The organism is Candidatus Nitrosocosmicus oleophilus (assembly GCF_000802205.1).
Classification (GTDB): domain Archaea; phylum Thermoproteota; class Nitrososphaeria; order Nitrososphaerales; family Nitrososphaeraceae; genus Nitrosocosmicus; species Nitrosocosmicus oleophilus.
Genome location: NZ_CP012850.1, coordinates 1734895 through 1755136, shown reverse-complemented (window position 1 = coordinate 1755136; position 20242 = coordinate 1734895). Strand labels below are relative to the sequence as shown.

Here is a 20242-nt window from a genome sequence, read left to right as displayed (position 1 = left end):
AATAATTCATCCAAGTATAAATAACTCTCTCAAAGTTATCCCAATTTAAGTCTATTTTAAGATTGAAATTTAGGGTATGTGAATAATAATAAAATATGGAACCGCCGTATTTTTTTTACCAGAATTTCTATTATAAGAGATAATTAGCTACTCATTAACTCTTTAACATCATCATCAGAGACATTTTTTAATGAAACCACACTGGCTCCATATGATAAGCTGCAAAGCCTTCCAAGTAGAACGGCATTTCCGGGATATGATATCACAGAAATAGCGCTTTCTTCAGCAGACTTCTTTATTTTTTCTTCTTTTTCGGGGGTCAAGGTCTTTGAAAGTACTATTAACTTTGTGCCTTTGATGTACTGCGATACTTCTTTATACCCGGTTTTTATTTTGTTATTTTTTACACCTTCCTTCAGGATTTTTGCCAATTTCTTTTCATTCATATAATTCTCTATTCCTTGACACTCATATATAGATCAATCATTCCAGTGCCAACTGGTACAGTTGCTCCGACTATTACATTTTCAGTAACTCCTTTTAACGGTTCCACTTGCCCCTCTAGTGCAGCTCTAGCGATTGTAGGGACAGTAATTTCAAAAGCTGCCCTTGCTAATACTGAAGTCTTTGTCCCTGCTATACCGTGACGGCCAATTTGTTGTAAGTATCCCTTTGATGTCATTAAATCTGCTACTAACATAATATGTCGGATATCAACTTCCAAACCCTGTTCCTCCAAAGTATTAGTGACTTCTTTGACTAGTGCAGTTCTTGCGGCTTCAATCCCAAGAGTTTGCCATATTTCGAACACATTGTTTGTGGTGATTCTTGATACATCTATTCCTTCTACTAGTACCACTTTCGCCAAATTTGATCCAGCTGTCTGAATCACCCATTCATCATTTTGTTTTACAATTGTTACTCTTTCGATATCAGGGACTCCCTTAACACGCGCGTTCAATAATTTATTACGTAATGTTAGTAAAGTTTGAGCATCTGGTTCTTGGGATAGGGAAACTTTTATGACTAGAATATCTTCATTTATGGTAACTTCGTATCTCTTCTTAGAACTTTTCAACACTTCATGGATTTCTTGTATAGACGTTCCTCTGTCGGCTATCTTCTTTTCAGAAAAGAAAAATGACAAATTTCCACTGTAATCAGTATCCACTTTGTTTACTAGATCGGATATCCGCGTAAAAATAATCCTTTTTGCAACTTCCAGGGCTTTTTCCCTGGATAATTTGTGTTCATCGTCAAGATAAATATCCATAGTAGGAGTAACGGGTTTCTTTCTTGCATCTACTAGCTCAATAAGCCTTGGTAGGCCTAGCGTTACATTTCTTTCTTTTACTCCTGCAAAATGAAAAGTTCTCAGGGTCATCTGTGTACCTGGTTCACCAATAGACTGAGCTGTAACAACTCCCGCTGCTTCTCCTGGCTCTATCATGGCTTTTTCGAACAAATCCATTATTTTGTGCACTACTTTCTTAATCCCAGTCTTGCTCAGTGGATAGGATAACAATGCTGCTTCAATTTCCTGAGTCAACTTAGGATTCATCTTCTCCTTGAATTTTAGCAACAAATCCTTCACTTCAGACTCGCTGGTTTTAACTCCTTCATCAATAACGGATTCACTCTCTACCAGCCTAGTGATATTTACGGCATCACCGTGATCGCTTTTGGCTGGATCAATCCCATCATCCCCATAAACATATTGAATGATATTTCCATGTGGGTCACGAACAGTTAAATCATATTCAATTTTGAGATGTTCTAAAGCATTTATGAGTCTACGCTGCATATATCCTGATTGTTGAGTACGAACTGCGGTATCAACTAGACCTTCTCTTCCTCCCATGGCATGAAAGAAAAATTCGATTGGATTAAGTCCATCTCTATAATTGGATTTAACAAAACCCTTAGAATCTGGATTTTGGTCACCGGGCCTAAAATGTGGTAACGCTCTGTTCCTGTACCCTTTGATAATCCTTTTTCCACGGATTGATTGTTGACCCAAAGCTGCAGTCATCTGTCCAATATTTAAAGTTGAACCTCTTGCCCCGGTTGAAGCCATGATTACGCCAGAGTTGTCATCAGGAAACGATCGGTCGGCAATTTTTCCGGCTCTGTCTCTTGCTCTTGAGAGTTCATTAACAACATATAGCTCCAAGGCCTCCTCTGGGGATAAACCTCTGGTTAAAGGTAATGTACCATCATGATATTGTTTGATCAATTCGTCGATTTTATTGTAAGTTTTTTGAATTACATCTTGAATCTCTTTTCGAGTTTCGTCACTCAGCCACAAATCAGAGTACCCATAACTAAATCCCTTGTGAGTAATGTAGGTCTTTAACATAACAAGTATAGCGTCAAGGAATTTTTTTGCCTCGTCGTTACCATAGTCTTTTGCAATTCGGTGAAGTACGCTATCAGGTTCTTCTGCGCCTATTGAAGCTTTATCGATTACACCTGAGATCAATTGACCGTTTTTAATGACTACATCCTTCCCTTGCAACTTTGAAGCTTTATTCCATTTTGAAGTGATTACAAAGTTGAAATCCTTTGGTAAGAAAAGTGAAAATAACTGTTTGCCAGTAAAAAATGCCTTTCCGTCTTTCTCTAAATGAGGCTTAGGTAAAGGTCCACTAAATCCACCCAAATATGCAAAATTAGCTATTTCATCAGCAGTTAGTATGGTTTCATCTTTTGTTAATAAGAATGCTCCAGTTATGAAATCACGTATACCACCGATAATGGGTCCTCCATATCTTGGTGATATCAACTGGTCCTGAACACGCATTAACAAGGCCGCCTCAGCCCTTGCCTCCTGGCTTTGTGGTACGTGTAAATTCATCTCGTCACCATCAAAGTCTGCGTTATAAGGTGGACATACCGCCGGATGAAGCCTAAAAGTACGATATGGAAGTACTCTTACATTGTGAGCCATAATAGACATCCTGTGCAAAGATGGTTGTCGATTAAATATTACAACATCCCCATTCATCAGGTGTCGCTCCACAGTATAGCCATTCATTATTGAATCAGCAATAGCAGCTCTATCCGTGACATAGTCCAATCTTATTTTTACTCCGTCCGGCCGAATAATGTAATTAGCTCCGGGATAATTGTTAGGCCCATTTAGAACAAGACTTTTCAGTTTATCAATATTCCATGTAGAAACAGTTTCTGGTATTGTGAGCTTTTTTGCGACATCACTTGGTACACCCACGTCTGATATGGTAAGATTTGGATCAGGCGAAATTACGGTTCTGCTTGAAAAATCAACGCGCTTGCCTGATAGTGATCCTCTAAATCGACCCTCTTTACCCTTTAGCCTTTGGGTTATGGTTTTTAATGGTCTTCCAGACCTGTGATGGGCCTGAGGAATGCCCGAAACTTCATTGTCAAAGTAAGTCGTAACATGATACTGTAATAAATCTACCAAATCTTGAACAATTAAAGGTGGTGTTCCAGCTTCTTTGCTCTCTTTGAGTCTCTGGTTTACTCGGATTATATCCACTAGTTTGTGAGTCAAGTCGTCCTCTGATCGGATACCTGTTTCTAGAATAATAGAGGGTCTAACTGTTACTGGTGGTACGGGCAATACTTGGAGAATGAACCATTCTGGTCGAGCAGTCTTTGGGTCATATCCTAATAGTATCAAGTCATCATTTGAAACATTTAACAGCCTCTCCCTAATGGTAATGGGTAATAACCTATTCTCCCCTACATCAGTTTTTTCAACAAAGATTGTAGGTTTTGTAAAAATGAGATCATATTGTTCTTTTTGGCAATGTGGACAAACTTTAACTTTCTTTGCTTTCTCAATTATCTCATCTTTAACGTTTTCAAGAGTAATTACGGCATAAGCGGCCTTGCTATCGCGTAAATTTTTGTATTTTTCTAAATCTTCGTTACTAAGTTTAATACGATTACACGATCTGCAAGTAATCAAAAGCAGTTTATGAATATCATCGATAAAGGCGATGTGTAGAACGGGTTCGGCAAGTTCAATATGACCAAAATGCCCAGGACATCTAGCAGATGTATTTCCGCAGGTAGCACATTTTTGACCAGGCTCCAGCGTTCCCAGTCTGTTGTCCATTAATCCCCCTTGAACAGGCATTCCATCTTCATCGTAAGTTTCGGGTGCGGTCACCTCAGTAACACTAAACTTCCTTACCTCGACAGGCGACCATATGCTAAATCTAATACCATCTAATATCTTTACAGATTCATCATTCATTCAAAAAGACCTCCATTGTACAAAAACAAAAAGATTAAACCTTCTCCTTTACCAATAAGCGTGGAGCGACATTTAAACTCATCATTTCTTGCAATAACAATTTAAAGGCATATGCAATTATGACACTGGAAATTTTTGCCTTGTCACCGCAGACCCTACATACATATTTTCTTTGTTTCGTATCAAAATATGATAGCAAACCACATCTCTCGCACACGTTTATCTCTGCCTTGTCAGATTCTTCTAACAATCTATCCTTTAGCATCATAGACGCGCCATAAGCGATTAAACAGTCTCTTTCCATTTCTCCAAACCTCAACCCACCTCCGCGTGCTCTACCTTCTGTGGGTTGCTTTGTTAACATTTGAACTTGACCTCTAGCCCTGCTATGGATCTTATCGGCTACCATATGATGTAGTTTTTGGTAATATACTACTCCAACATATACGTCAACAGGGAATCTCTTTCCAGTCCTCCCGTCATACATTACTTCCTTTCCACTATGCTTGAATCCGTATGACTCCATTACATCCTTAATATCATTCAACTTTTCTCCCAAAAATGCAGAACCGTCAACAATTTTGCCTCTCAAAGAAGCAGCTTTACCACCCAATGATTCCATGAACATCCCAACAGTCATTCTAGAAGGAAAAGCGTGAGGGTTGATCATTACATCTGGGACTACGCCATCTTCCGTATATGGTAAGTCCTCTTGGTTTACAAGCATTCCAACAACTCCTTTTTGACCATGACGCGAGGCAAATTTATCCCCTATCTCAGGAATTCGCATATCCCTGACTCGAATCTTATACATCTTACCTCCTTCTACTGACTGCGTCATGATAACAGTATCGACCACACCGTTTTCCGATGGTCTAACACCGATTGATGTATCGCGTCGATATGGACCCTTTACTTCAAACTCTTTGTATTCCTCCATGAATCTGGGTGGAGAGGTTCGGCCAATCAAAATATCACCACCATTAACTACTGATTCATGCATTATCGCACCATCTTGTTCTAACAAACGATAAGATTTTTCACCACGATAACCCCGAATGTTGGCTTCAGAAGATGGGATCTCAAAAGTATCTTTCATTCCACCAGGATATTGTTTAGCTTCAGCCTCATAAACACGGTAGAAAAAAGTACGCGCTAACCCTCTATCTACAGATGATTTACTAAATACCACAGCATCTTCAATATTGTACCCTTCAAATGGCAAAACCGCTACCACACAATTTTGACCTGTTGGCCGTTCATCTAATCCCAATAAGTTTATTGCTTTAGTACTTACAACAGGCATCTGCGGATATAACATGAAATGTTGTCTCACATATGTACTTGCATTCATTAATGGAGTTGAAAACCCCAAACTTTGTTTTGCCATCGCACTCTCGTATGTATTTCTAGGTGATTGATTATGTTCTGGGTATGGAATAATAGAGGCACCTACACCCAAAATCGAAGACAAAAAAATCTCAACATGAGTGTGATCGTTTGTTATGTTTCTTAATTCACTTGCAATATAACAATTTTCTTCCTCATTGGCATCTACCAGTTCTATAATCCCCATGTATAAAAGATCAGTCCATGATAAAAATTTCTTTGAAATTTTTTCGATAACTTCCTTTGTCAGTAGTATATTCCCATCTTTCACAATTGCTAGTGGTCGCAAAACCCTGCCCGAGTTACAGCTGATATACAACCTTTTTGTTGCATTGTCATTTAAGGAAGAATAGAAATAGATTCCCATGTGGGGGTGCATTCTGCCAGAACGCCTCATAGTGCGCAACCTATTTGATAAATTACGACCATCCTCTATGTATCCAATTAACCGACCATCGACAAATATCCTAGCACCTTTCTGTTTTAAATCATCATTTGTCTCGTTTACATTTTGGACACCCAATTCGTATAACTTTTCAATTACATCTGAAGACAAGACGCTGACTGATATTACTGCAGATAGTGCCAAGTTTTTAACCAAACCACAATTTGAACCTTCTGGAGTTTCGGATGGACATATACGCCCAAAATGAGTTGCATGTAAATCCCTAGCCTCAAAATTGGGTTGGCTTCGGCTTAGTGGTGACTGGATTCTTCTTAAGTGGCTAACTGTGGACATATAATTTGTTCGATCCAGAAGTTGGGTAACACCTACCCTACCTCTACCCCAATTTCCTGTAGCTATAGCATTATTTAATTTGTCAGAGATAATTCCAGGTCTGACAGCAGCTGCAACTGCGTTGATTCCTCGCTTCTGACCAGATCTTTCTAATTGATACTTCATGTCTCTAATTAAATTCCTAAAAGCGGTCCTGAACAAGTCTGCTAGCATCTGACCTGCGAATTTTATGACTTTATTCCCATAATGATCCTTATCATCTGGTTCTATCCAATTAAGGTTTAATTCAACCAACTTGCATGCTGATTCGCCTAGGAATAATGCCTTTTCGTATCGGTTATCAGGATTCTTACCAAGATGAGGCAATAGTCCCCAGTCCAATAATGTTTCCGCTCGTTTTATTTGAAACTCCTCTAGCATGCCTGGTGCGATTCTTTTGCTTATGTAGATTATGGCATCTCTGCTGGTTGCAACTTCGCCAGATTTTTCAAAAGAGGGTTCCAGCTCGTCTTGGATAGTATCATTCAAGGAAACTGCATTTGCAATATCTTTATCAGACTCCAAGCCCAAAGCACGTACTAATATGATAAGTGGGATATCAACTGGAGAGCCTGGAATCTTTGAAACAATGGAACCATCAGGCCTCATTATCAACTCTAGTTTTGCACGATATCCAACAATCGAAGAATATACTTTTGCCTTGTATAACATGGTACCTGATGTTTCCTCGATATCAACGATGATCTTATTATACGAAAGATCCTCCAATCCAACTATTACCCTTTCTGAACCGTTTATGATGAAATATCCACCAGGATCCTTTGGGTCTTCCCCTACATCGACTAATTTTGATTCAGAATAATTATGAAGCATACAAGCGTTTGACTTCACCATTACCGGCATATCACCAATATGTATAAATCTGGATTCCAATGTTTTGCCCTCTTCAACTATGCTGCATTCCAACATAATCGGAGATGCATAAGTTAAGTTGCGTAGCCTAGCTTCAACTGGAGCCACGTGTGTAATCGAACCGTCTAACTCCATGATTCTAGGTTGCTGCATTTTAATTTTTCCCAACTTAATCTTATATGGATATTCAGCCGTTTCGATTTCTATCTCATTAACTTCGTCAATTATGCTTTGAAGCCCCCTTTCAATGAATTCATTGTAAGAATTAAGATGTTGTCTTGCGACTCCCTCTCGTCTTAAAATATCGTTTATTATAGGCCACATATCTATAGAATTGTTGCTAATACTGACTGTCATTCCCTAGATCAACCTTCTACTACATATCGGTAATATACACTTTCACCTGCAGTAGAACTCTTTCGGGTTATTTTAATAACATCACCTGGTTGAGCTTCTAACCCTTGGATGCCTTTATCAGAAGACATCATATAAGGAAATTGACTAGGTTTAGAATTGAATTTCTTAAAAACAAGTTCAGCTTCATCTTTTGTTAGAATTTCATGTTTAGGCTGGTAAATATGATCAACTATTCTTATTTCTTTCTTTTCAGCTGACAATGTACAAATCCTCCATACCAATTACTGAATCACATAATAACAAAATAAATGTCAAGTATCGAATAAAGCTGTAATCGAATATATATAATATTCCATCAGGATATACAAAAGATGGTAAAATAATCCCGAAATTCAATTGTATCTCGTTGTTAGAAATGAAATTGCGATGTTGCTATTCAAATAACAATTTCATAATAGTCTATCTGAAAAAAATATACCTCGTACATCACACCGTTATCAATAATAGCGACAATGAATAACGCACTTTGACTGCTATAGTAAATCACTCTGCAGAATTCTTATATCATATGACTGAATCTATACTAAACTATTGTGGAAGTGTGGAAGTTCGGTGTTGATTGGAATAGGCCTACTCACGATGTCAATATTAGTAGGAATATTTAGTTCAATTAACTTTGATTTTGGAGATGCATTGGCTAGTGTGAATAATGGAAATAACACTACTACTGGCACTTCTAACAATCATGACCAAATCTTTGGAAACATCATGAATGGAAATCAATATGGTTATCAATCTTTCAAGAACTATATTTATTATCAGGTCAAAACTGGTAGCATTTTGAATGCATTATCAATCTCTAATGCAGGAGACAGAATTAATAACATTCTTTATGATAATGATCAAAGGACCATCATTCTTGTATTGACCCCAAGTCAAAACAAGTCAGGTATTCTAGAAATTGATCTGCCTCGAAACATAATAGATTCGAGGATATACGATGAAGATAAGAACTTTACAGTACTTGTCAATAACCAACCAGCAAAATATCAGGAGATAATTGACAAGAATAATTCAAATATAACATCTCCCAGTGTAGGGAGCAATACATCATCTGGAGAATATACTTTAGATAATGATATTAGAAAATTAATAATAGAATTTGGAAAAGATGCTAGAGTAATCAAAATCATCGGTACGGAACTTAATAACATGACCAGTCAAAATCAGTCCGGGTTAGACAAGATATTACGACAAATTATTCCCATAATAGTTAATAATAAAATTCATTACACAAGCGTCCAGCTAAAAGGCGGAAGCCTAAATGATCTCCAATTAGAATCAAATTCAAAAATCAAGACTTTAATTCTTGATATTATATCGTATAACGAAAATGGCGAACTATCAATTGATCTGCCTCGAAACATAATAGATTCGAGGATATACGATGAAGATAAGAACTTTACAGTACTTGTCAATAACCAACCAGCAAAATATCAGGAGATAATTGACAAGAATAATTCAAATATAACATCTCCCAGTGTAGGGAGCAATACATCATCTGGAGAATATACTTTAGATAATGATATTAGAAAATTAATAATAGAATTTGGAAAAGATGCTAGAGTAATCAAAATCATCGGTACGGAACTTAATAACATGACCAGTCAAAATCAGTCCGGGTTTGGTATTTCTAAATCTAATGATATCCCAGGTGGCGATCAAAACCCCTCTTTCTTGGTACCTAGTATTTCAATCTTTCTCGGTATAATTATAGTTGTTGTATATCTGAAGTATCGCAAGAGTAAGGTTAAATCGAGTAAATAGAAACACGGGCCAATTTGCGTACTTTGGCAGTGTATCTAGTACAATGATAACAACATTATGTGCCTTTAACACTCAGAAACTATTATAGTTGAAAAATCAAAGATATGTCCCGATGCTCTTAATATAGCTATTTTACTTGATTGAGCAAGGGACTGAAATTATGTTACATTAAATCACTAAATGTTGCCTATCAATCAGCGGATTTTCCCTTTGGATATTAATATTTTTAAAAAATAATTGCACAAACCTAGAACTTACTCTACATTCCTATCTAGGAATATTTATTAGTCCATAACCGGTTGCGCAGAAATACCTCTTATGATTCATAAAATAATCAACTTTATCGTTTCAAATTCCTCAATATTCATCTGTCAAATTGGTTTTTTAACAAATTCATATTATTAGATAAGCAAATTCTAACAAATTCACATGAAGCTTGAATTTAAGATAAGAATTATATACATACGTATCAGTTAACATACTACGAAAATTTTTTTAAATTAAAATATCTAATGTGAATTAGATCATCATAATTGGCACTGGACTATAATAAAATGATTGAAATAATATTGGAAGAAAAACAGGATCTAAATTTTGAGAAATTAAAGACAATGATTGAAGAAAAAAAGACCAATGTAGGTGCAGGATATTTGACAGACCAAGGAGCTTTGTTCCTAGTCGCCGCAGATTTAGGTATTTCCCTGGAAAAAAATCCAAATTCAGAATATAGCCTCAAAGATATATTCGTAGGAGCCAGAGATGTAACTACCGTCGGTAGAATCATGACCATTAATCCAATCAAAACTTTTCTAAAAAGGGATTCAAACCAGGAATCAAAGAATAGAATTATCCATATTTACGATAAGGACTCAAATATCAAAATAAAGCTCTGGGATGATTTTGTAGATCTCCCTGAACAGCTTGACTTAAAGTTGGGAGATTTGATTAAAGTTTCAAAGGGACAAGTCAAAGCTGGGATGGATAATAAACCCATTATCAACTTGAGCGGCAATGGGTCAATTGAAATAGTTCTAGAAGATAGAAAATATGAAATTCCTTTACTCTCTGATATAACTCAAACGATCGATGATCTTGATATTCCAAAGGAAAACATGGTTATTTCTGGAAGAATCACTTCAGATCCGAGAATATCTTCATTCACAAATAGTAGAGGAGAACGTGCAAAATCATTACACATGGAGTTGTCAAATGATAGCAACACAAGAAAGGTCAGATCTATTATTTGGAATATTAATGATGAGAAGATACCAAAGTCTTTAATGGCTGGCTCAAAAATTAAATTGATTGGTGTAAAGACAAAAATAGGTAACCCTAATTTTAGTAACGGTGATTTAGAAATACACGGTGACGAGGGGACGGGATTTGAATTTGTGGAACAAATAGATCCTGTGGAGAGCTATACATTGAGGATTATCTCTGCAAGGCTCGATCCAACAGAGAGGAAAACGCATTGTATGGCAATTGACAAAGATAGTAAGTCATATTTGTTATTAATAGATACTAAATTATTTGATGTTCAAGTCGAAACTGATGACATAATCGAATGTTACCCTAGTAGGGTTCTCGGAAATACTATCGAAATAACTGATCAAGATTCATACTTACAGATCTTGAAGGAGGACAAAAATATACCCAAAACTGGACAGTTTGAAAGCAAAATAATGGATGTAGATAGCCTGAACAAGCCATATGTAGTCGAGGTCATAGTTCTTCAGAATCCAAATAAGATGGAAGTAAACACCAAGAGTGGAGAAACCGTGTCAGTAGCTGATACCATAGTGGGTGACGACACTGGAGAAATTAGACTAGTTGGTTGGAGAGAGAATAGTGGTTTAGTAAGTGATCTCAAGATAGGTGAAAGAGTAAGAATTCTAGCGGTAAATGCTGCAAGTGGCAAAGAAGGTAATATCGAGTTATCCCTCAAACCTTATTCAAATATTATGAAAATAAGTTAAGGCAGGCAAGTTGGATAATAATTACATAATGATTTTAGAAAAGGACACAATTTATCAATTGTCCCAAAATCCTCTAGTCATTACATATTGTTTTTCAGCTTCATAGATTGTTTTCAACAAGTTCTCATCATCAGTATAGTTACGTAAGATCCTAGCACAAGTATCAGCTCCTATCCCATGACCCGATAACACAAAAACGGCCATTTTACCAAAATTATTTATTAAAGAAGCTATTTTCCAGGCTCTATCAAACTTATGTTCTTCATCTTTTGAGAGCGGAGCGCCTGTAATTTTCCTACCTATGATAATACCAAGATTGTCATCCTTCCAAAAAGTAGCCGAAACCAATCTGGATTTGCAGAATGGACAACCCACTTTTATCGGGATATCCTTGGTTTCAAATATCCTTTCCCATTTACCACATCTCATGCAAATTAGCTTATGTTTTGTTGTGGTCAAACGTTCCTTTACTAATTCCAATACCCCATTTTCTATGCCAAGTGGGGCCGAAATTGATTTCTTAGAACGTGACAATATCGGTTGGGCGAGTCCGGAAAATTCACGGGTGTCTACCCAGTGCAAATTGATGGTTCCAGATTTTATGTCCTTAATTATCTGTGATGTCTTTTTTATATCATACTTATCGTGAATTAATTCTCTAATTGATTCCTTACTAAGAGAAGTCTTATAATATCTATCGTAAAGCATTCGTGCCATCCTCTTATCGTAAATGGATTCTTTTTTTATGATTCCAAATCGCTTTGCTACACCCCACACTTTCCAATTGATGTTATATGTGCCACTAAAAGAAGCTATTAGTACCGATTCCACATCAAATTCATCATCAAACAAAGAGAAAACATGATTCTGTCTCAATCTAATACTTGTAGAACTTAATAATATTCTATATGGATCCGATCGGGTTTCAATTATGTAACCGGTCTTTGATGAAAGAAATGTAGATAATAATGAACCTAAGGTGTTATTGATTTTTGAGCCAAGGGTACTGTGGATTACTATAATACTTTCGGTAGGTATTGTCTCAAAGACTAGATTTGATGAATCCGGAATTACATCCAACGATTTCATATTTCTAGACATATTGGCTATTATTTTTGGATCCGTATTACAGGAGCTAATATCAATTTTTTTAGAATGTCCTTCCCTAATTTTTTTTCTTAATTTGCCTACAATCATAGCAGTTTCATAATCAACCGGTATCATCTCCCCTACCCAATATGGGACATTGATTGGAGCACCGCTTAGCGGTTCAACGTGAACTTGAAATTTTCCCTCATCTATTACTAGTATTCTCCACTGTGAGCCTTTTAATACAAAGACATTACCTTTTTCACCGTAATCTCCCACAAATTGTTGATCCAATGTACCAATTCTCTTTTTTGATATCGAATCAATTACATCGAATTTCACAATGTGTGGTATTGTAGAAACATTTTCATAATAGTATCTATAAGACTTTCCAGTTCTCGTAATATGTTTTTTTTCCATGTCTAATCGGATAAGAAAGCTATTTAGAAGTATGTTTATGCAATCCATGAAATCAAAAAATGATAAAGATCTGAACAAGTGAGCAGAGGAAAAGATCCCATATAGTTTTTCCAAATTCAACTTTTCTCTAGTTTGCAATGTCATTCCGACAATATTATGTGCCAACACATCAAGTGGGCAATCATGTGGAAATTGATCTTCAATGGATCCTTTTCTAACTCTTTGGATTATGCTCAATGATTCTAAAAAATCATCATAGTTATTTGTAATTATCAACCCCTTAGCTGATGATCTCCGAGTATGCCTACTACGTCCAATCCTTTGTATTAATTTTGAAACTTGTCTTGGGGATCCGTAATGTATTACAAGATCAATCGATCCGATATCTATACCTAATTCAAGGGAAGACGTACATACGACAATTCCAGGGGTACCAGCCCTCAAAAATTTTTCAGTTTCTTCTCGAGCGTCTCTTGATAGCGAACCATGGTGTACCTGAACTTGTAAATTACAATGATTTTTCAACACAGTACCCATAAATTCAGATTCATCCCGAGTATTGGTAAATAACAAAACAGAAGAGTCTGAATGAGTTTTAGACACGTGGTCTAAAATATATGTAGAAACTTCTTTGATTGAACCATCTATATGCTTAAGTTCAATATCATATTTTCTAAGTGTCTTGTCTACTAATATTGCACATTTTTTATTTCTACCTACCAAAAAACGAGCTGCCTCAGAATGATTTCCAACAGTAGCTGAAATACCGATTCTACAAAAACAAGTAGAAAAAAAAGTTAGGCGTTCCAGGCATAATGATAGGTATGACCCTCGTTTGGATGATATTATCTCGTGAATTTCATCGATGATAATCCATCTTACAGTCTTCAACAAATGACCCATCTTTTCATTAACTAAAATAATTGACAAGGATTCTGGAGTTGTTATCAATATGTCAGGCGGATTTTGATAGATTTTTTTACGCTTGGTATATGACGTGTCACCATGCCTTATTTCGACTTTTAGATTTTCGGAAGTAGCATACTTTATAATTCTTCTGAAAACATCGTTATTGAGTGAGCGTTGTGGTGTAACATACAAACACCTTATACCGTCCCCATCCGCTGATGCCTCACCTTTGTCATCAGCCAACATAGTAATTACAGGAATTATCGCAGATTCAGTTTTTCCCGAACCTGTAGGAGCTACCAATAGAGAATCCCGCCTTCGTGCCAAAACTCTATATGACTGGTCCTGGATGGAAGTTAATTTTGCAAAGGATTCTTTTGAAAATTTGTTTAATATATGTTGTTCTAACTGAGCGTAACTACTTTTCAACTCTATCAGGCTGTTGGTTTTGCTTAAGTTTAGAACCCTTTTTATTTATTTTTTCTACAATATTGCCTTGACTCCTAAAGATAAACTCATAAGCAAATATGCAAATCAAAGCGACTACAAATATAATAATTGATGATGAAAAAACCAAATTGTCAAAAGAATCTGCCATAGTTTGAACTATTAGATATTGGAAATCATCTTATAAATACGTTCAACATCAATAGAAATATAAAGAAATAGGTTTTTATATTCAAAAGTTCCTTGTTAATTGTTTTACTATTTGGTTTTAATCAAAAACTGTGATTCAAATGTACTCGAGGTCCTTTGAATCGAGCCAAAACTTGCAAGAGAGTCAATCGGTAATGGCAACAATTTTGCAGAATCTTCCTAAAGAATGTTCTCTTACGAAAATAGAATATGAAGGGCCTAGGATCGCACTTCACACTAACAAACCTCAGTTTTTGCTCGAGAATAACAAAATCCTGTCTAACATAGTTGGCCAAATAAAAAAACGAATAGTATTAAGGATAGACGAATCCATCAGAATTGACGAGAGAGAAGTTCAAAAGGTAGCTGAAAAGCATGTTCCTCAGGAATCAGGGATAACTGACATATTGTTTGATCCTGCGTTAGGAGAAGCCACCATATTTGTAAGAAAAATATCTGAAATAATGAAGGATGAAAAGATCGCAAACAATATCATACTAGAATCTGGTTGGAAAATATCTTTTAATAAGACCCCAAAAAGCATGGTCACAATCAAGAATATTAACAAGATTATCAGGAATGCTTCAGAATATCGCATTCAGTTTTACAAGAGAATAGGTGAAAAAATATTTCGGGAAAAGCTGGATCCAAATATTGAAGCCAATTTAACCTCCCTGGGAGGATTTGCAGAAATTGGAAGATCCTCTATGATATTAAGCACCAATGAAAGTAACGTTTTGTTGGACTGTGGTATGAACTTATATACGAAAGATCCTTTGTCTAGGTTTCCACGATTTGACTCTACCGGAATCAAGCTCTCTGAAATTGACGCTGTTTTATTAACACATGCCCATTTTGACCATACGGGATTTTTGCCTATGTTATTCAAGTACGGTTACGATGGTCCTGTGTATTGTACAGAGCCCACTTCATACCTAATGTATGTTCTGTATAGAGAATATATCAAACGTTATGGATCGGATGCACATTATACAGACAAGGAATTTGAAAAGATTTTTTCGCACCTAATTCATCTTAATTACAATATCGTTACGGACGTTGCTCCTGATATCAAGGTCACATTTTACAATGCTGGACATGTTCTTGGTTCTGCCTCGTTTCATCTCCATTTAGGTAATGGGGACCACAATTTTGTGTATACTGGTGATATAAAATTTGGAAAAAGTTCATATCTGGAAAATGCAGTATGGAATTACCCCAGAGTAGAAACACTACTAATTGAAGGAACAAACGGTGGAAGAGAAGACTCATATTTATCTCGAGAAGATGCGCAAGAAAGATTAATAGAAGAAATCAATAAGGTAATCAGAAATCAAAAATTGGTTTTGATGCCCTCTCAGTTGATTGGAACATCTCAAGAATTACTAATTACGTTGGATATGCTCATAAAACAGAAAAAAATAAAGAAATGCAAACTATATATTGATAAGTTGGTAACCGAAATTAATTCTATACACGAATTCAACTTCGAATTCTTAAATCGAGAGTTACAACAATCTATTATCTCAAATGATTATAATCCCTTCCGGTCAAGAAATATTACATCAATTTCAGACATAAATACGCAAGAATTGGACCCGGGGATCATCATTTATCCTTCTTCAATGTTTAGTTGCATCTACTCAAATGATTACTTAAAAAAGGTATCCGCTGATCCAGGCAATCTAATAATTTTCACAACTAAACCAACTGGTGTGACTTTAGGGAAAGAGATTGTAGATGGGCAAAGAAAATTTTCTTTAAATGACGAGGACTTTGAGATAAAATGCACTATTGAAACAATGTACACATTTAATTCGCATTCCGATTTTAATCAACTAAATGCATATATTTCTAGACTTAGACCAAAACTCAGAAAAATACTTGTAAATCACGGCGAGAAATCCAAAGTCCAAAACTTTTCTGGTTATTCTAGTAAAGTTCATAACATTTCCACACAGTACTTACAAAATCAAGAAGCCATAAAATTTTTGTAATGTAACATATTTGTTAGACCTGGGTATTATGATGCATCTTGACTGCTCTGCCATATTTTTACCTCGGGAGGCGTGATTATGATACGTTCTTCACCCAGCCTTGCAATATCTCCCCCCAAGATTGTAACGGATTTATACAGATCTTCTACGACCATCTTCAGCTCTTCAACATCTCTCTGTGCTAACGGTGTTATTCTGATTATAATTATCATATTTTTTTCAATATCTCTTTTAATTTCAATAATATCCTTTGAATTACGAAGCGTAAAAGTCTTTAAATAAATGGGCCTTTCCCCAATTTTCTTTGTTTGCATATTATCAGTTATATAATTAGTGAAATACTTACTCGATTAATAAGAAGATTGAAAGATTCCAAAGGCAATATGTAACAGCACATTCAAATTCTGTAACCTTCTACTATATTTTCTGTACATGGCATAGATGAAACTGTCCTAACTAATTTTTTTCCCTTATTAATTACTGAAACTTCGTATTCAGATTCCGCCTCAGTGTCAGAATAACGCAACGTAATTTGTATAGTTAATTGCAATAGGCTCTTATGCTTTCGTAGATCTGGACGAACATTTAGTCTCAATATAGAAGTTGGACCTGGGATAGTCACAGGCTGTACTATATAATCAGTATCATTGCACAAGGATTTAATCATCTCATTCTCCGCATGGTTGCGCCCTACAATTAGTTTTGAGAAGGAATTCAGTCTAAAATGCCTGCCTATTTTCAAGAGTTCTACATCATTGATACTTGGCTCCAAAACTGAAAATTTGTATAAATCTTTAACTCTTTTTGAAAATTGAGGATCCGTTAAAAGACATCCGCCGGCAGAATTGGGTGGATCTGCGATTCCATATTTATCGGCTAAATCTAGTTGGCCCTTTCTGGAACGTCCTCGTATCGCTCCAAGCATTGAACGATTTATCAATCCATTATTTTCCGGATTGGTTAATGGCAACAACCGTGCGGATAAAGGTCTAAGTACCTTACCTTCTGTTTCGGTGCCTTTTTCAATGATAGACAGAGCGTTTGAATTTTGACTCATTGGCCTCTGATGTAGGACTTCACCCGTAATGATAAAATCGGCTCCAATCTCGTCCATATGTTTCTTAGCTTCATCGTACATCATCATCCGACAGTCTATGCAAGGATTCATCCCAGAACCATACCCATGTTTAGGATTCTTTAGCATGGTGAGATATTCCTTACCTAAGTAAACTGTTTTTAACTTTATATCAAGTTCAGAGGCAACTTCCAGAACCTTGTGTCCACACCCCTTCCCACAATCAAAATCGCAGAATGGCGTCTTAATTGCAACTGCCTCTACCTCAATACCTTGTTCCTTCATCATCCTAACTGCCAAGTGGCTGTCTAGACCTCCCGATAATAACGCTACTGCCTTAGTTTTTACCTTATCACTTGTATCCTTTGCATCATGGTTGAACAGTTCTTTTTTTTCTTCCGATGTTGATTTCATTGAAGTTAATTTGGACATTATTTTTCGAATTGTATATGGTTGCTTACTGACATCTTTATACTTAGCTGTCTCTGAAGTTAGACGTCAGACCTTCTTGATTCTCAGAAACATAGCTCAAGAATATCAATATTTTTTTCTTGAGTTGCTTTAGCGTACCTGATATAGAGACAACCATCAATTCCAAATTAATAAGGCTCAGAGATATCAAGGTATTAGTCAAAGACTCCAATCGGCATTTTAATATGACAATTGTATTAGGAGTATCATTTATCTTGATAATTCGGATGTGGGCTTTATTATAATCAATTGATCCAAATAATCCCAAGTATCTTCCAGAAATTTCTTCTATAATCGTAGATTTATTTAAAGATAAGCGATCAGATAGGAAAATGCCAACATAACGATATTTTTTTTTAGAGAGAGTCATAAATCATACCCCTTTTTTTACGCGATAACCATTGGTTTAGGTCTGCCCAATATTCGGTAGAAGAAACCTCCAATCTATCAAGGATAGAGTTAATTACTCGTGAAGAAGTGAGTTCAAAGATATTTTTTGCGCCACTGGATACTATTAATTGATGCCCGTATCTTTTACAGAGACCATAAAAATATTTCATATATGAAAACCATCTACCTACTTGCGATGTAGATAAGTATCTTAATTTTGAGACCATAAATTCAAATCCAATATTCTTGCCTGTTAATTTCCTCAAAAGATTTTTAGGATTAAAAAAATCATTTATTGTAAAGATATCTGTATTGCTATATATATTATCAAGATTTTCTTTGAAATCTTGATAATACAGATAAAAATAGTTCTGTTTGATGGTAGTGATATCTTGTTTGGTATTTTCTATCCTCAACACTATAGAATCCTTGTCTGTACTTAGCGCGCTACTGTAGTAGATTCCCATTACATCTATGGAAAAAAATTTTTTTATGAACGATAGTGTTTCTTGAGTTAAAGAAAAACCAATTGAGAGGTCTATAATATTTCTATTTTTGGCCAACAGTAATCAGTCTATTTTTCAAATTTTCCTTTCTTTTTGAAAATCATTCTAACAGCATCTGTATCAGAAAGTAAAATAGTCCTTGCACAAAGTTTTTGTTTGTCTAGACGAATATATAAAGAGCCTCTTTCATCAAGGTTGTTTTTCAAATATTTATCAAGGTCCTCAGATCCATAGTTAATTCTTAACTGATTACAAAGGTCTGTATAGAGCCGTTCGATATCGGATGATGTTGATACAATTAACCGCATTATTGGATTCTTCCAATGCCCCTCAGTTTTTACACAATCAATTGTCACTACATTGGTAGGGAGTCTAAAATTTTCTAAAATATGATTTAATATCTTGTTTTCATCCTCCGTTGCATGAACTAAAATAGAGATATCTAAGGATGAAAACAATTCAAAAATGAAGGTATACTAAGTACCTGCTTCTTTGCCTAATTCTTCTTTGGATGAAGTTACAACATCCTCTTCTGTAGAAACTTCAGAATTGGCTTCTGTAGAAACTTCAGAATTGGCTTCTGTAGAAACTTCAGAATTGGCTTCTGTAGAAACTTCAGAATTGGCTTCTGTAGAAACTTCAGAATTGGCATTATCCTCATTACCCGCTAGAGGAGAGGAGAGAAGCTTAGTTTTCTTTACACCCACATGACGGATAATGGCAATTTTCTTTGCAACATCCATCATTTCAGAACTCATTTTTCCCATAGTCACTTCTTTTACAAATTCATCAAGAGAGAGTATAGGAATTTTTTCAGCAAGTAATTTGGCCATAGACAGTCGGATTTCATGTTTTTTTGCGGAATTTATTCTTCGTTGACTAAAGGCTGTGGCAGATACCCTAAAAACATAACCATCTGACGTGGTGTATTCATCAACATAATTTATCATAGAACTTCCTCGTCGGATGAGACTTCGTAGAAACTCTTTAGCATATTCATGTCCTTTAAATATTGTTGAAGCCATTCCAGAATTAATTTTATCAATCTGAACAAAAATCTTAGTTTGATGTTGGGTTGGATCTTGCTTTAGCACATCATACAATGTATTTTCAATTACCCTTCCTTTTGCATTGCTAACATCGGAAATTGGGATATAATTTAGAGGGACTCTGTCAAATGCGGGCGGAGCATTTACTATAATCCATTGTTTATCTCTCCATTTATCACGTACCCTGCCCCCTCGTCTGGAACCTTTTGCCATATGCAGGCAATCCTTGAATCCAAAATATAAGTTATACT

The 20242-nt window shown here is 35.9% G+C and carries 14 protein-coding genes; 3 read left to right on the top strand and 11 right to left on the bottom strand.

What is annotated here, in order from left to right; all coding sequences use genetic code 11:
- Positions 1-143: 143 nt before the first annotated feature.
- Genes NMY3_RS08455 through NMY3_RS08440 form a run of 4 tightly spaced genes read right to left on the bottom strand, consistent with a single transcriptional unit; the run spans position 144 to position 7906 of the window.
- The gene (locus NMY3_RS08455) at positions 144-446 is read right to left on the bottom strand and encodes a ribosomal L7Ae/L30e/S12e/Gadd45 family protein (protein WP_196815459.1); all 303 of its coding nucleotides are present in this window, start codon (positions 444-446) and stop codon (positions 144-146) included.
- Between the two features lie 8 nt (positions 447-454).
- Positions 455-4249, bottom strand: coding sequence for a DNA-directed RNA polymerase subunit A' (locus NMY3_RS08450; protein ID WP_196815458.1), 3795 nt, complete (start codon positions 4247-4249; stop codon positions 455-457).
- A gap of 34 nt (positions 4250-4283) precedes the next feature.
- Positions 4284-7646, bottom strand: coding sequence for a DNA-directed RNA polymerase subunit B (locus NMY3_RS08445; RefSeq protein WP_231099962.1), 3363 nt, complete (start codon positions 7644-7646; stop codon positions 4284-4286).
- An 8-nt stretch (positions 7647-7654) separates the two neighbouring features.
- Positions 7655-7906, bottom strand: coding sequence for a DNA-directed RNA polymerase subunit H (locus NMY3_RS08440; RefSeq protein WP_196815457.1), 252 nt, complete (start codon positions 7904-7906; stop codon positions 7655-7657).
- A 379-nt stretch (positions 7907-8285) separates the two neighbouring features.
- On the opposite strand from NMY3_RS08440, the gene NMY3_RS08435 reads away from it, so the two are divergent.
- Positions 8286-9473: a hypothetical protein gene (locus NMY3_RS08435; RefSeq protein ID WP_196815456.1), complete on the top strand. Its 1188-nt coding sequence runs from the start codon at positions 8286-8288 to the stop codon at positions 9471-9473.
- 554 nt (positions 9474-10027) lie between these two features.
- Entirely contained in the window at positions 10028-11449 is a 1422-nt protein-coding gene (locus NMY3_RS08430; RefSeq protein ID WP_231099961.1) for a hypothetical protein, read from the top strand.
- A 54-nt stretch (positions 11450-11503) separates the two neighbouring features.
- On the opposite strand, the gene NMY3_RS08425 is transcribed toward NMY3_RS08430, so the two are convergent.
- Positions 11504-14296, bottom strand: a complete 2793-nt coding sequence (locus NMY3_RS08425; protein ID WP_231099960.1) for a DEAD/DEAH box helicase — start codon at positions 14294-14296, stop codon at positions 11504-11506.
- A 362-nt stretch (positions 14297-14658) separates the two neighbouring features.
- Between NMY3_RS08425 and NMY3_RS08420 the strand changes: the two genes are divergently transcribed.
- A complete protein-coding gene (locus NMY3_RS08420; protein WP_196815454.1) occupies positions 14659-16500 on the top strand; it encodes a beta-CASP ribonuclease aCPSF1 in 1842 nt (613 codons plus the stop codon).
- A 26-nt stretch (positions 16501-16526) separates the two neighbouring features.
- Here the strand turns inward: NMY3_RS08420 and sepF are convergent, their stop codons facing one another.
- The 6 genes from sepF to NMY3_RS08390 form a co-directional block, all read right to left on the bottom strand.
- Positions 16527-16814: a cell division protein SepF gene (gene sepF / locus NMY3_RS08415; RefSeq protein WP_196815453.1), complete on the bottom strand. Its 288-nt coding sequence runs from the start codon at positions 16812-16814 to the stop codon at positions 16527-16529.
- An 83-nt stretch (positions 16815-16897) separates the two neighbouring features.
- A complete protein-coding gene (locus NMY3_RS08410) occupies positions 16898-17989 on the bottom strand; it encodes a tRNA (5-methylaminomethyl-2-thiouridylate)-methyltransferase (RefSeq protein ID WP_196818508.1) in 1092 nt (363 codons plus the stop codon).
- A 61-nt stretch (positions 17990-18050) separates the two neighbouring features.
- Positions 18051-18416: an Rpp14/Pop5 family protein gene (locus NMY3_RS08405; protein WP_196815452.1), complete on the bottom strand. Its 366-nt coding sequence runs from the start codon at positions 18414-18416 to the stop codon at positions 18051-18053.
- Entirely contained in the window at positions 18403-18999 is a 597-nt protein-coding gene (locus NMY3_RS08400) for a hypothetical protein (protein WP_196815451.1), read from the bottom strand. The genes NMY3_RS08405 and NMY3_RS08400 overlap by 14 nt, the downstream gene beginning before the upstream one ends.
- Before the next feature lie 11 nt (positions 19000-19010).
- Positions 19011-19400 (bottom strand): RNA-binding domain-containing protein, encoded by a 390-nt coding sequence (locus tag NMY3_RS08395; RefSeq protein ID WP_196815450.1) that lies wholly within the window; start codon positions 19398-19400, stop codon positions 19011-19013.
- A gap of 18 nt (positions 19401-19418) precedes the next feature.
- Positions 19419-20204: a 30S ribosomal protein S3ae gene (locus NMY3_RS08390; RefSeq protein WP_196815449.1), complete on the bottom strand. Its 786-nt coding sequence runs from the start codon at positions 20202-20204 to the stop codon at positions 19419-19421.
- Positions 20205-20242: the final 38 nt, after the last annotated feature.

Coding starts and splice junctions, on each gene's coding strand:
- NMY3_RS08445 (WP_231099962.1), bottom strand. CDS start 7,646: ATGACAGTCAGTATTAGCAACAATTCTATAGATATGTGGCCTATAATA.
- NMY3_RS08405 (WP_196815452.1), bottom strand. CDS start 18,416: ATGACTCTCTCTAAAAAAAAATATCGTTATGTTGGCATTTTCCTATCT.
- NMY3_RS08420 (WP_196815454.1), top strand. CDS start 14,659: ATGGCAACAATTTTGCAGAATCTTCCTAAAGAATGTTCTCTTACGAAA.
- NMY3_RS08410 (WP_196818508.1), bottom strand. CDS start 17,989: ATGAAATCAACATCGGAAGAAAAAAAAGAACTGTTCAACCATGATGCA.
- NMY3_RS08450 (WP_196815458.1), bottom strand. CDS start 4,249: ATGAATGATGAATCTGTAAAGATATTAGATGGTATTAGATTTAGCATA.
- NMY3_RS08435 (WP_196815456.1), top strand. CDS start 8,286: ATGTCAATATTAGTAGGAATATTTAGTTCAATTAACTTTGATTTTGGA.
- NMY3_RS08430 (WP_231099961.1), top strand. CDS start 10,028: ATGATTGAAATAATATTGGAAGAAAAACAGGATCTAAATTTTGAGAAA.
- sepF (WP_196815453.1), bottom strand. CDS start 16,814: ATGCAAACAAAGAAAATTGGGGAAAGGCCCATTTATTTAAAGACTTTT.
- NMY3_RS08455 (WP_196815459.1), bottom strand. CDS start 446: ATGAATGAAAAGAAATTGGCAAAAATCCTGAAGGAAGGTGTAAAAAAT.
- NMY3_RS08390 (WP_196815449.1), bottom strand. CDS start 20,204: ATGGCAAAAGGTTCCAGACGAGGGGGCAGGGTACGTGATAAATGGAGA.